The organism is Brevundimonas sp. PAMC22021, assembly GCF_019443405.1.
GTDB lineage: Bacteria > Pseudomonadota > Alphaproteobacteria > Caulobacterales > Caulobacteraceae > Brevundimonas.
In genome coordinates this window covers 2212036-2224248 of record NZ_CP080376.1, presented here as the reverse complement: position 1 = coordinate 2224248, position 12213 = coordinate 2212036, and the positions used below count along the sequence as shown (strand labels likewise).

Below are 12213 nucleotides of genomic sequence, written 5' to 3'. Positions count from 1 at the left end.
ATCTTAGTCAACGATGAAGTTAGAAAAAATAACCAATGACAAGGCGCGGCGGTATCATGACGCCTGCGGCGCGGCGCACGGGCTGGATCTGGTGGGGGATCGCTGGGCGCTGCTGGTGATGCGCGAGCTGATGCTGGGGCCGAGGCGGTTCGGGGACCTCAGGCGCGACCTGTGCGGGGTCAGCGCCAATGTGCTGACGCAGAGGCTGGAGGGACTGGAGGCGTCGGGGCTGGTGCGAAAACGCAAGCTGGCGCCGCCCGCCTCGGTCCAGGTCTATGAGGCGACGGAATGGGGGCTGGAGATCGAGCCGGTGTTCATGGTGCTGGGGCGCTGGGCGGCGCGCTCGCCGAGCCACGATCCGACCCTGCCGCTCAGCGCTGTGTCGCTGATGCTGTCGTTCAAGACGATGTTCGATCCCCGTCTGGCGGGCGAGGCGCGGATGACGCTGGGCTTTGTGCTGGGCGAGGACCGGATGGCAGTGCGGGTCGCGGACGGGCGACTGGAGGCCTGGCGAGGCGAGCCCAAGGGAGCGGAGGTTGTCGTGACGGCGGCCCCGCCGCTGGTCGCCGCCGCCGTCCATGGCAAGGCGCCGCCCGAGGCGCTCGACGGGATGAGGGTCGCGGGCGATGCGGCGGTGTTCGAGCGGTTCGTCGGCTTCTTCCACATGCCGCCGAAAGCCGAGACCGCCGGAGCTCAGGTCGCCGGCTCGGAGCCGTAGCTGCCGGTGCGGGCGGGCGAGGGTTCGTCCATGGGGCCGCGCACTTCGAACAGGCCGACCAGCTCGCCCTTGGCCACGGTCGCGCCCTTCAGCACATTGACGATGTCGGCCAGGGAGGTGTCCGGCGCGAGGTCCAGACGGCGATCGAGGCCGAACAGCTGGAAATGATAGCGGTGCGGGCCATGCCCCTCGGGCGGGGCCATGCCGAGCCAGCCGGGCTTGCCGTGGCTGTTCAGCCCCTGGATCGCGCCGCCTGAGCCTTCGGGCTCTGAAACCTTGTCGAGGCCGGCGGGCAGGCCGTGCAGGGAGCCGGGGATGTTCCACATCAACCAGTGCACCACCGGGGCCTCTTGCGGCGCGTCCGGATCCTCGACCACCAGCAGGTAGGAGACGACGCCGGGCGACGCTTCCCAGCTCAGCGCCGGCGAGGTCTCGTCGCCCGACTGCGCATGCACCGGGTCCAGCCAGCCGTCGACGTCCACGGCGTCGGAAGTGACCAGGAGCACGCCCTCGGTATAGGGCTCGACCTTGACGAAGGTGATGGCCTGGCCGGAGTGTTCGGGGTGGGCGGCGTGCGACATGCGGGGACTCCTTGCTGCTGCAGGAAACAACCCGCCAGCGGCGGGTCCGTTCGGCTTGGCCGTCAGACCTTGAGGTCGAGCAGCGCGCCCATCATCTCGTCGGCCGTGCGGATGACGGCGATGTTGGCGCTGAAGGCGGTCTTGGCCTGGACCTGCTCCACCACCTCCTGCTCGAGGGTCTGAAGCGATCCGGAAGCGGTGCGGCGGGCGCTGGTCTCGAACCGGTTCAGCGCGTTCGACATCCCGGCGGCGGCGATGGACACGGCCTGCATGAACACGGTCTCCTTCGCCGCCCAGCATGGGCGCGCAGCCTCAATGGCGGCTGAAGGAACAGGGTGAACGGCGAAATCGGCCGCACGCGCGCCTTGATCCGTGTATAAAGACGCATCTTTCCGCCCGGCCGAGGCTTGTCCTTGCGCCGGGCGCGGTCGTTTCAAGCGGCCGCCTTGTCCGTTTATCCAGGTTCCCGATGCCCTTTCCCGCCGTCCACCCCGCGCTCGACCGCGCGCTCGCCAACAAGGGCTACGCCGAGCCGACGCCGGTGCAGGCCGCCGTTCTGGAAGGGTTGGGCGAGCAGGACCTGCTGGTCTCGGCCCAGACCGGGTCCGGCAAGACGGTGGCGTTCGGCCTGGCGGCGGCGGGCAGTCTGCTGGGCGAGGCCGAGACGTTCGGGCCGGCCGATGCGCCTCTCGCGCTCGCCATCGCGCCGACCCGCGAGCTGGCGCTGCAGGTCGCCCAGGAGCTGAGCTGGCTCTATGCCGAGGCGGGGGCCAAGATCACCACCTGCGTCGGCGGCATGGATGCGCGCAAGGAAGCCCGCGCCCTGAACTTCGGCGTCCACATCGTGGTGGGGACGCCCGGCCGCCTGAAGGACCATATCGAGCGCGACAACCTGGACCTGTCGGCGCTGAAGGTGCTGGTGCTCGACGAGGCCGACGAGATGCTGGACATGGGCTTCCGCGAGGACCTGGAGTTCATCCTGGAGCAGTCGCCGCCCGAACGTCGGACGCTGCTGTTCTCGGCCACCATCGCCCGCGAGATCGCGACCCTGGCCAAGCGCTATCAGCGCGACGCGGTGCGGATCGACGCCACGGACAAGAGCCGGCCGCACGGCGACATCGAATATCGCGCGCTACGCATCGCGCCCAACGAGATCGAGCACGCCACGGTCAACACCCTGCGCTGGTTCGAGGCGGGTCGGGCCATGGTGTTCTGCTCGACGCGGGACTCGGTGCGCCACCTTCAGGCGTCGCTGCTGGAGCGGGGCTTCGCCTCGGTCAGCCTGTCGGGCGAGATGGGCCAGCGCGAGCGGACGGATGCGCTGCAAGCCCTGCGGGACGGCCGGGCGCGGGTGTGCGTGGCCACCGATGTGGCGGCGCGCGGGCTGGACCTGCCCGATCTTGGCCTTGTGATCCACGCCGAGCTGCCGGTGAACCGCGCGGCGCTGCTGCACCGGTCGGGCCGGACGGGACGGGCGGGCAAGAAGGGCGTGTCGGTGCTGATGGTGCCGCACTCGCGTCGGCGAAAGGCCGAACGGCTGCTGGCCGAGGCCGGCGTCGAGGCCGTGTGGCAGGGCGCGCCGACATTCGACCAGATCCGCAAGGCCGACGAGGATCGCCTTGTGGCGCCCGAATTCTTTGAGGCCGAAGTCACCGACGAGGACATGATCCTGGCCAAGCGCCTGATCGCCGAGCGGACGCCGGAAGAGATCGCCGCCGCCCTGGTCCGCCTTCGCCGCGCCGACCTGCCGGCGCCGGAAGAGCTGTCCGATCCGGGCGCGGACCGGCAGCCGCAAAGGCGCGAAAGGGTCCGCAGCGAGGGTGGCGACGAGCTGGCGCCCACGCCGTGGCCGGGCGAGCGGCTGCAGCCGGACGAGGTGACCTGGTTCCGCATGGACATCGGCCGCAATCGCAACGCCGATCCCAAGTGGCTGATCCCGCTGATCTGTCGCGTCGGCGGCATCGCCAAGCCTCAGATCGGCGCCATCCGCACCTTCCCGGAAGAGACCCGGTTCGAGATCGCCAAGTCGCACGAAAAGGCGTTCCGCGATGCGGTCGCCGCCTCGAATGAAGAGGTCAAGATCACGCCGTCGGAGGCGCCCACCCCCGGCTCGTTCAAGCGCGCCCGGCGCGAGGACGGTGAGGGCGCGCGCCCCTTCGTCAAGAAGCCGCCCTTCAAGCGGGCGGAAGGCGAAGGCGGCGAAGCCCGCCCGGCGTTCAAGAAGAAGCCTTACCAGCCCCGTGCCGAGGGCGCGCCGCGCCCGGCCGGCGACAAGCCGTTCTCCCATGCGGGCGCCAAGAAGCCGTTCAAGCCCAAGCCGGGCTTCAAGGAAGGCGGCTTCAAGAAGACCGGGTTCAAGGGCAAGCGGCCGAGCTGATGCAGGACCCATCCCTGCGGCGCAGGGATGGGCGCGCCCCAGGCTTGTCAGTTCGTTGATGCAGGCGCAGCATCGCGTCCATGAGCCAGTCGCACACGCCCGAAGGCCGCTTTGCTTCGTTTGAGGCCTTTTATCCCTTCTACATTCACCAGCATTCCAACCGGACATGCCGGCGCATCCATGTGGTGGGGACAGGGCTGGTGATCGCGGCCTTTCTGCTGGCGGTCGTGACGATGAATCCGTGGTGGCTGCTGGCCATGCCGGTGCTGGGTTACGGCTTCGCCTGGGTCGGGCATTTCGCCTTTGAGAAGAACCGGCCGGCGACCTTCCAGTATCCGATGTGGAGCCTGATGGGCGACTTCCGCCTGTTCTTCGAGACGGTCAGCGGCAAGCGGCGCTTCTGATCCTGCAAACAACACAAAAGGGCGGCCGGTTCGCACCGGCCGCCCTTTTGTGTGTCTGACGCAGACCTAGTTGGAGGCGCTTTCCCAGGGCGGGGGGCAGCCGTCGAAGCGGCCGGCGTCGGCGACCGTCAGGGTGCGCATGTTGAGGCGCTGGGCCTGTGCCATGGAGCCGCGGCCATGGCCGGTGAACAGGTCTACCTTCTGGCCCTTGATCGCGCCGCCGGTGTCGGAGGCGTACCAGTAGCCGTCGTGACGCGTGCCGTCGGCCAGGCGCATGCCGACCGTTTCGCGGATGAACAGGCGGGTGCGGCGGGGAATGACCTTGGGATCGACGGCCACGGTGCGCATGGCGATCGGCTGGCAACCCAGCGAATCCCGCCCCGTCGCGCCGCCGCCGCCCGCATGATAGAGGCGCGCCGACGGGCGCCAATCCGGATCGCCGTCCATCAGTTCGGCTTGCTGGGCGTCGAGAGCGTGATCTTCGCCGGCCGCTTGTTCGTCGGAACCGATGCTCGCATCGGGTGTTTTGCTCTTGTTCGAGTCCGCAGCGACTGCGGCTTCGTACGGGATGGGACCGTCGGATGCAGACGCATCAGTGACGGGAAACACCATTGCCCAGAGCATGGCGAACGCAGCGGCCGTGCCGATCATCGACTTGTCTCGCGGAGACCCCGGCCCCCAACGCAGCCGACGCATGCCTTGTCGGTAGGGGATGAGGCGAGAATGTGGCAAAGCCGTGCGCCCTTTGGGGTCATCCCCTGACTAGAGCGCCTTGATCAACACCGACGCCGCGGTGGCCAGCAGATAGACCGCGAAGGTTTTTCTCAGAAGAGTCCGGCTCATACGGTGCGCCAGCCGCGCACCGAACGGCGCGGTCAGCACGGTGATCGAGCCAAGGATTATCCCCGCCGGAAAGTTCACATAGCCCAGCGAGAACGGCGGCCGGCCGCCCGCATCCCAGCCGAAGACCACGAATCCGAGCGCCGCGGCTGCGCCGATCGCCAAGCCGAAGCCGGAGGCGGTGGCCACCGCCTGATGGATGGGCCGGCCGCACAGGGTCATGGTCATGCCGCCGAAACTGCCGCCCCCGACGCCCATCAGGGCCGAGAACAGGCCGATCAGCCCGCCGATGATCCTGCGGCCCCATCCGGTCGGCAGGTCTCGCCGCAGCGTCATCCGCTCGGGCAGAAGCCCCATCTGCGCCGCCACCAGCGTCAGGCACACGCCATAGACGATCGCCAGCCCGCCCATGCTGGTGATCCCTGCCAGGCCCGCCCCAACCAGGCCGCCCAGCGCCACCCAGGGCGTCCAGCTTTTCAGCACCTGCTCGTCCACCGCCCCCAAAGCTCGGTGCGCGCCCAGCGAGCGCCAGGAGGTGGCGACGATGGTCAGAAGCGAGGTGCCGATGGCGGTGTGCAGATTGCCCTCGCCGCCCACGCCCAGCGCCTCAAAGGCATAGAAGAGGGCGGGCACCAGAACGGTCCCGCCCCCGACGCCGAACAGGCCGGCGATCAAGCCTCCGATCAGCCCGGCGGCGGCCAGAGCGGCGACCAGGGCGATCAGTTCGGACACGGGCAGGGCGCTCATCGCCGCCTTCTAGCGGCCCGGCGGCGCCCTGTCCCCGTTGGTCAGCCTCAGAAGCGGTAGTTCAGGCCCAGTTGCACGACCGGCAGGACCTTGTAGTCGTCGGCGTCTTCCTGGATTTCGGCCTCTTCCTGGCGCAGGCGCTCCTGGAACAGGGGATTGTCGGAGAAGGTCCCGCCGCTGGACTGCAGGTCCACGACCGGCGCATCGCCGAACACCGCGCCGGCGGTGAAGCGGAAGCCCAGCCGGCCACCGCGCGTAAAGGTGTTGTCGAAGCCGATGCCGGCGAAGGGGGCGGTGTCCTCAAGGTCGATGCGGCCGTCGAGGCGACCGACCTGGGCGGGGGTGAAGGTCACGCCGCCGATGCGCACGTCACGGGTCGGGGTGGCGTCCAGGTCCACGCCGCGCTCGCCGAAATAGGCGCCGCCCGAGACAAAGAAGCTGTTGCGGAACGGGTGCAGGTCGACAAAGGCGCCCGGCGACTTGAAGTCGATCTCGGCATTGTAATCGACGTCCTGATAGCTGTCGTCGCGGTCCCATTGCAGCACGTCGTAGCCGCCGCGCAGCACGACCAGGTCGTTGAGCGCGAACTGAATGTTGGCGCCGAAACCCGGCGTGCCGACCTGGGCGCCGACGGCGATGGGGCCGGGGACCTGGGCGAGGGCCGCGGCGGGCGCGGCGGCGAGGGCGACGGCCACGGCGGCCTTGCGGGCGAGGCGGTTCATTGGGGAGGGCTCCGGAGGGGAAGAAGGGGGTCCGGACTCCCGTTACCAAGCAGCCCTTAAGGGAGGTTTGCAGCCAAGCTTGCGGGCGGCATGATCAGGCGGCGTCGTCGCGGCGGCTCTCCGCCTCGCGCACGGCGTCGGCGGCGCGGTCCACCACCTCGAGACCAGCGCCGGGTCGGATGGCGTCCACCGTCAGGATGCGGCGAAAGGCGCGCGCGCCCGGCCGGCCGTGCATCAGGCCCAGCATGTGTCGTGTCATGGAAGCGAGCCCCACGCCTTCGGCCAGCCGCGCGGCCATGTAGGGACGATAGCGTTCCAGCGCCGCAAAGGCGTCGATGTCGGGTCCGGCGTCCCCGAACAGGCGACGGTCGGCCTGTCCCAGGATCGCCGGCTCGTGATAGGCGGCGCGGCCCAGCATGACGCCGTCCAACTGCACGCCGTCGGCGCTGTCCAGGTGCGCCTCGGCCTCGTCGAGCGAAGCAATGCCGCCGTTGATCGAGATCGACAGGTGCGGCCGCTCGCGCTTCAGCCGCCGCACCAGGGCGTAGTCCAGCGGCGGCACGTCGCGGTTCTCCTTGGGCGACAGACCCTTCAGCCAGGCCTTGCGCGCATGGATGATGAAGGTCGAGACGCCCGCGCGCGCCGAGGCGTCCACCGTGGCGAACAGGCTTTCGGCCGGGTCCTGGTCGTCCACGCCGATGCGGCATTTGACGGTGGCGGGCACGTCCACGGCCTCGATGATCGCGGCCATGCAGTCGGCGACCAGTTCGGGCTCCCTCATCAGGCAGGCGCCGAAGCGGCCGGACTGGACCCGATCGGAGGGGCAGCCGACGTTCAGATTGATCTCGTCATAGCCGAAGGCCGCGCCGATCCGCGCCGCCTCGGCCAATTGGACCGGGTCCGATCCGCCCAGCTGCAGCGCCACCGGATGCTCGACCGCATCAAAGCCCAGCAGACGCTCGCGGTCGCCGTGGATCACCGCCGGCGCCGTGACCATCTCGGTATAGAGCAAGGCTCGGCCGGTCAGCGCGCGGTGAAAGGCGCGGCAGTGCCGGTCGGTCCAGTCCATCATCGGGGCGATGGACAGCCTTCTGTCCAGGAGAGCGGGCGGCATGGCGAGGTCGATTGCGGATGGGCCGGCTTCTATAGCGACGGCGCGCGCGAAAGGCGAACGGGGCGCGGCTTCTCGCCTCGCAGGGGAACCATAGGGGGACAGGGTTCTTCCCACTGGGCAACCTCGGAAGGGAAAGCCCATGATCAAACCCGTTCTCGCCCTCGCGGCGACCGCGTCGCTGCTGGCGGCCTGCGGCGACAACGACGCCGCACCCGAAACCGGACCCGTTGAAGGCCCGGCCGTTTCCTCGTCGGAAGCGCCGCGCAACCCGGCCGTCGATACCGCCGACACGTCCCAGCAGGGCGCCCTGACGCCCGGCGCCAACTCCTTCACCGAAGGCCAGGCGCGCGAAGCCATCGAAAAGCAGGGCTACACCGACGTCGGCGCGCTCAGCCAGAACGACCAGGGCGTCTGGTCGGCCACCGCCAGCCGCGACGGCGCCCAGACCACGGTCTCGGTCGACTACAAGGGCGTGGTGAGCGCGCAGTAGCGCACGCCCAAGCCCCTCTCGCACCAACACACCAAAGGAGGCGCCCCATGGCGACCATCACACGACTGTTCGACAGCCACTCGCAAGCCCTCGACGCCGTCTCGGACCTCGAAGCCGCAGGCGTCGATCACGACCGCATCAGCATTGTCTCGAACAACACCGACAACTGGCACGCCGGCCATTCGCACCCTGATCGCGCCGCCGGCGGCCCGCTGGGCGATCGCAACGGCGATGGCGAGAACGATGCCGCAGACGGCGCCGGCAAGGGCGCGACCACCGGCGGCGTGCTGGGCGCGGCCGGCGGCCTGCTGGCGGGTCTGGGCATGCTGGCCATTCCGGGCCTCGGTCCGGTGGTCGCCGCCGGCTGGCTGGCCTCGACGGCGGTCGGCGCAGCGGCGGGCGCGGCGATCGGCGGCGCGACGGGCGGCCTCCTCGGCGCCCTGAAGGAAGCCGGCCACAGCGACGAAGAGGCCAACGTCTATGCCGAGGGCGTGCGTCGCGGCGGCACCCTGGTCAGCATCAAGGCCGACGATCACGATCGCGACCGGCTGGAAGGCATCCTGAACGGACGTCGCGGCTTCGACGCCACGACGCGTGGCGAAGCCTATCGGCAGACCGGCTGGTCGGCCTTTGATCCGAACGCCGACCCGTACTCCAGCGAGCAGATCGAGCGCGAGCGGGCCCAGTACCGCTAAGGCGCATCCGCGCGCTGACTGATGAGCGGCGGCTCTCCTGACGGAGGGCCGCCGTTTTTCTTATGTGGAGCGGGTCGGGTCGGTCAGGGCGTCGGTCATTTCGCGCGGATCGACATGGCGCGACCAGGGCAGGGTGCTGGTCTGGCGCTCGATCATGCGGTGGACGCGTGGGCGCTCGGGGCCGGAATGCAGGGCCAGGATGGCGTCGCTGTTGTCCACATCGGCCTTGGTGCGGCGCTGGTTGTGGCGGACATAGTCCAGCCAGGTCGCCACATGATAGCGCTCGATCCACAGGTCGGGCTCGCCCAGGTCGCGCAGCAGGGTCCAGTGCTTGGCGCCGTCGCGGCGGCGGATGCGGCGGCGCTCGGTCATGACGTGGAGGAAGGCGACGACCCGCTCGGGCGCGATCCGATATTCGATGGTGACCACCACCGGGCCGGTGCGCGGCTCGACCGGGACGGCGGTCTCCGGCTCCTGGAAACGACCGAGCGGATCCAGGTCCAGCATCTGCATGCGCGGGACGGGCAGAAGGAAGCCCAGCAACGCGCCGCCGAGCTGAACCGCCGCGGCGGCGAGCAGGGCGGTGGCTACGCCATGATCCCCGGCCAGGCCGCCGAAGATCCAGCTGCCGGCCGCCATGCCGCCAAAGGCCGCCATCTGATAAAGCGCGAGCGCCCGGGCCACGACCCAGCGCGGGGCCGATATCTGTACCGTGACGTTGAAGGTCGACAACGCCAGCACCCAGCCGGCGCCGGCAAGGGCGAGGCACGGCAGGGTCAGAACCAGCGTGGGGCTGAGCGCCGCGCCGGCGGCCCCGGCCGCGAGACCCATCGAGGCGACCCGCACGATCCATTCGGCCGACAGACGCTGCCGCAGGCGGGTGGATGACAGGGCTCCGCCGACCGCGCCCACGCCGAAAGCGCCCAGCAGCAGGCCGTAGACGAACGGTCCGCCGCCCACTAGGTCGCGCGCCACCAGCGGCATCAGGGCCGGCACGGCGCTGGCGGCCAAGCCGAAGACACAGGCCCGGAACAGCACGCGTCGTATGCCGGGCGACAGGGCGACGTAGCGAAGCCCCGCCTCCATCGCCATGCCCAGCTTCTCGCGCGGCAACAGGCGCGGCGGGCGCGCGGGGCGCCAGCGGGCCAGCACCACGATCAGGGCGACATAGCTGAAGGCGTTGGTCAGAAAGGCCGCCGCCGCGCCGAAGGTGCCGACGATCACCCCGCCGATGGCCGGACCCAGGCTGCGGGCGATGTTGAAGCCCATGCTGTTCAGCGCCACGGCGGTGGGCAGGACAGAGCGCGGGACCATGTCGCCGACCGAGGCCTGCCAGGCCGGATTGTTGATGGCGGTGCCGCAGCCGATCAGGAAGGTGAAGCCCAGCAGCAGCCACGGCGTCAGCACCCCGCCCCAGGCGCAGGCGGCCAGCACGATCGACACCGTCAGCATGAAGCCCTGCGCCGACAGCATGACCCAGGGTCGATCCAGATTGTCCGCGACCGCTCCGGCCCAAAGCGACAGCAGCATGATCGGAAGCGTGGTCGAGGCCTGGACCAGGGCGATCATCTGGGGCGAGGCGTCCAGCGAGGTCATCATCCACGAGGCGCCGACCGACTGGATCAGTCCGCCGAAGTTCGACGCCATGCTGGCCAGCCACACCGCCCGAAAGATCGGCAGGGCCCACGGCGAGGTCGGCATGGCGGGGGGCGTGTCGGCCGGCGGGGGCGAGGCTTGGGAGGGCGTATCGGCGACGGACGGCATGGGCCTGCAAACGGTTCAGCGGGACGGCTGTTGCCCCCATGCGCGCCTTATTCGCCGTCGCCGGCAAGTCCTTGCCCCGGTTTGACATTGGGGGCGCCCCTTCACAGGATCGAACGACCGGCGCAGAGGGTCGGGACGGGCGCATGCGGCGTCCGGCGCACGCGAACCGCGACCGTCGATCCACGGCGGCGACGGCGTCGCATCAGGGCGAGGATGTCTATGAGCCAGTCGATCATCGACGAACTGGAGCGCCGGCGCGCGGTCGCCCGGCTGGGCGGGGGCGAGACGCGCATCGCGGCCCAGCACGCCAAGGGCAAGCTGACGGCGCGCGAGCGGATCGAGGTGCTGCTGGACGAAGGCTCCTTTGAGGAAACCGACATGTTCGTGGAGCATCGCTCCCACGACTTCGGCATGGAAAAGCAGCGCATCCCCGGCGACGGCGTGGTGACCGGGCGCGGGACCATCGGCGGGCGGCTGGTCTATGTCTTCTCCAAGGACTTCACCGTCTTCGGCGGATCGCTGTCGGGGGCGCACGCGGCCAAGATCGTCAAGATCCAGAAGATGGCCCTGACCAACGGTGCGCCGATCATCGGCCTGTTCGACGCCGGCGGCGCGCGCATCCAGGAGGGTGTCGAGAGCCTGGCCGGCTATGCCGACATCTTTCTGCAGAACACGCTGGCCTCGGGCGTCATTCCGCAGATCAGCGTCATCATGGGCCCGTGCGCGGGCGGCGACGTCTATTCGCCCGCCATCACCGACTTCATCTTCATGGTGAAGGACACCTCCTACATGTACGTGACCGGCCCCGACGTGGTGAAGACCGTCACCAATGAGGTGGTCAGCCACGAGGACCTGGGCGGCGCCCGCGTTCACGCCGGCAAGTCGGGCGTGGCGGACGGCGCGTTCGAGAATGACCTTGAGGCCTTGGCCGAGGTGCGGCGCCTGATCGGCTTTCTGCCGCTGTCGAACCGCGAAAAGCCGCCGGTGCGCGACAGCTATGACGAGCCGGAGCGGGACGAGCCCAGCCTGGACACCCTGGTGCCCGCCAATCCCAACCAGCCCTACGACATGAAGGAACTGATCGGGAAGGTCGTGGACGAGGCCGACTTCTTCGAGATCGGCGCCGACTTCGCCCGCAATATCGTGTGCGGCTTCGGCCGGCTGGACGGCCAGCCGGTGGGCATCGTCGCCAACCAGCCGCAGGTGCTGGCCGGCGTGCTGGACATCGACAGCAGCCGCAAGGCCGCGCGCTTCGTGCGCTTCTGCGACGCCTTCCACATCCCGCTGGTGACGCTGGTGGACGTGCCCGGCTTCATGCCCGGCACGCGCCAGGAATACGGCGGCCTGATCAAGCACGGGGCCAAGCTGCTGTTCGCCTATGCCGAGGCCACCGTGCCCAAGCTGACGGTGATCACGCGCAAGGCCTATGGCGGCGCCTATGACGTGATGAGCTCCAAACACCTGCGCGGCGACGTCAACTACGCCTGGCCCTCGGCCGAGATCGCGGTGATGGGCGCCAAGGGGGCGGTCGAGATCATCTTCCGCAAGGAGGCCGGCGATCCTGACGCCTTGGCGGACCGCGAGGCCGAATACAAGGAGCGCTTCGCCAACCCGTTCGTGGCGGCGGGGCTGGGATACATCGACGACGTCATCATGCCGCACGGGACAAGGCGGCGGCTGGTGAAGGCGCTGCGGACGCTGAAGAACAAGGTCCAGGAGAACCCCTGGAAGAAGCACGACAATATTCCGTTGTGAGGCATT

13 protein-coding genes are annotated in these 12213 nt (G+C 69.4%); 6 read left to right on the top strand and 7 right to left on the bottom strand.

Translation table 11 applies throughout. The features are described from left to right. The first annotated feature begins 13 nt into the window (after window positions 1-13). On the top strand, window positions 14-718 hold the full coding sequence (locus tag KY493_RS10990; protein ID WP_219896381.1) for a helix-turn-helix domain-containing protein: 705 nt from the start codon (window positions 14-16) through the stop codon (window positions 716-718). Here the strand turns inward: KY493_RS10990 and KY493_RS10985 are convergent. Both KY493_RS10985 and KY493_RS10980 read right to left on the bottom strand, forming a co-directional pair. After that, complete coding sequence (locus tag KY493_RS10985) at window positions 694-1299, bottom strand: YbhB/YbcL family Raf kinase inhibitor-like protein (RefSeq protein WP_219896380.1); 606 nt, start codon at window positions 1297-1299, stop codon at window positions 694-696. The two genes, KY493_RS10990 and KY493_RS10985, sit on opposite strands and share 25 nt — an antisense overlap. 62 nt (window positions 1300-1361) lie before the next feature. Further along, complete coding sequence (locus KY493_RS10980; protein WP_219896379.1) at window positions 1362-1571, bottom strand: flagellar basal body rod C-terminal domain-containing protein; 210 nt, start codon at window positions 1569-1571, stop codon at window positions 1362-1364. A gap of 197 nt (window positions 1572-1768) precedes the next feature. Between KY493_RS10980 and KY493_RS10975 the strand changes: the two genes are divergently transcribed. Together KY493_RS10975 and KY493_RS10970 are read left to right on the top strand one after the other, a co-directional pair. After that, on the top strand, window positions 1769-3676 hold the full coding sequence (locus KY493_RS10975; RefSeq protein WP_219896378.1) for a DEAD/DEAH box helicase: 1908 nt from the start codon (window positions 1769-1771) through the stop codon (window positions 3674-3676). A gap of 80 nt (window positions 3677-3756) precedes the next feature. Then, on the top strand, window positions 3757-4080 hold the full coding sequence (locus tag KY493_RS10970) for an Mpo1-like protein (RefSeq protein ID WP_219896377.1): 324 nt from the start codon (window positions 3757-3759) through the stop codon (window positions 4078-4080). A gap of 66 nt (window positions 4081-4146) precedes the next feature. Here the strand turns inward: KY493_RS10970 and KY493_RS10965 are convergent, their stop codons facing one another. The 4 genes from KY493_RS10965 to dusA all read right to left on the bottom strand — a co-directional run bounded on the left by KY493_RS10965 (window position 4147) and on the right by dusA (window position 7503). Next, the gene (locus tag KY493_RS10965) at window positions 4147-4731 is read right to left on the bottom strand and encodes a 3D domain-containing protein (RefSeq protein WP_219896376.1); all 585 of its coding nucleotides are present in this window, start codon (window positions 4729-4731) and stop codon (window positions 4147-4149) included. 111 nt (window positions 4732-4842) lie between these two features. Next, complete coding sequence (locus KY493_RS10960) at window positions 4843-5667, bottom strand: sulfite exporter TauE/SafE family protein (protein WP_219896375.1); 825 nt, start codon at window positions 5665-5667, stop codon at window positions 4843-4845. 47 nt (window positions 5668-5714) lie between these two features. Further along, complete coding sequence (locus KY493_RS10955) at window positions 5715-6389, bottom strand: hypothetical protein (RefSeq protein WP_219896374.1); 675 nt, start codon at window positions 6387-6389, stop codon at window positions 5715-5717. Window positions 6390-6483: 94 nt separating this feature from the next. Continuing rightward, complete coding sequence (dusA, locus tag KY493_RS10950; RefSeq protein WP_219896373.1) at window positions 6484-7503, bottom strand: tRNA dihydrouridine(20/20a) synthase DusA; 1020 nt, start codon at window positions 7501-7503, stop codon at window positions 6484-6486. 139 nt (window positions 7504-7642) lie between these two features. On the opposite strand from dusA, the gene KY493_RS10945 reads away from it, so the two are divergent. Both KY493_RS10945 and KY493_RS10940 read left to right on the top strand, forming a co-directional pair. Then, complete coding sequence (locus KY493_RS10945) at window positions 7643-7993, top strand: hypothetical protein (RefSeq protein ID WP_219896372.1); 351 nt, start codon at window positions 7643-7645, stop codon at window positions 7991-7993. Window positions 7994-8040: 47 nt separating this feature from the next. Continuing rightward, entirely contained in the window at window positions 8041-8688 is a 648-nt protein-coding gene (locus KY493_RS10940) for a hypothetical protein (RefSeq protein ID WP_219896371.1), read from the top strand. Window positions 8689-8748: 60 nt separating this feature from the next. Here KY493_RS10940 and KY493_RS10935 read toward each other — a convergent pair whose 3' ends face one another. Beyond that, window positions 8749-10452 carry an MFS transporter gene (locus KY493_RS10935; RefSeq protein ID WP_219896370.1) on the bottom strand — a complete coding sequence of 568 codons (1704 nt, stop codon included), beginning with the start codon at window positions 10450-10452 and terminating at the stop codon, window positions 8749-8751. 219 nt (window positions 10453-10671) lie between these two features. On the opposite strand from KY493_RS10935, the gene KY493_RS10930 reads away from it, so the two are divergent. After that, window positions 10672-12207: an acyl-CoA carboxylase subunit beta gene (locus tag KY493_RS10930; RefSeq protein WP_219896369.1), complete on the top strand. Its 1536-nt coding sequence runs from the start codon at window positions 10672-10674 to the stop codon at window positions 12205-12207. The last annotated feature ends 6 nt before the right edge of the window (window positions 12208-12213 follow it).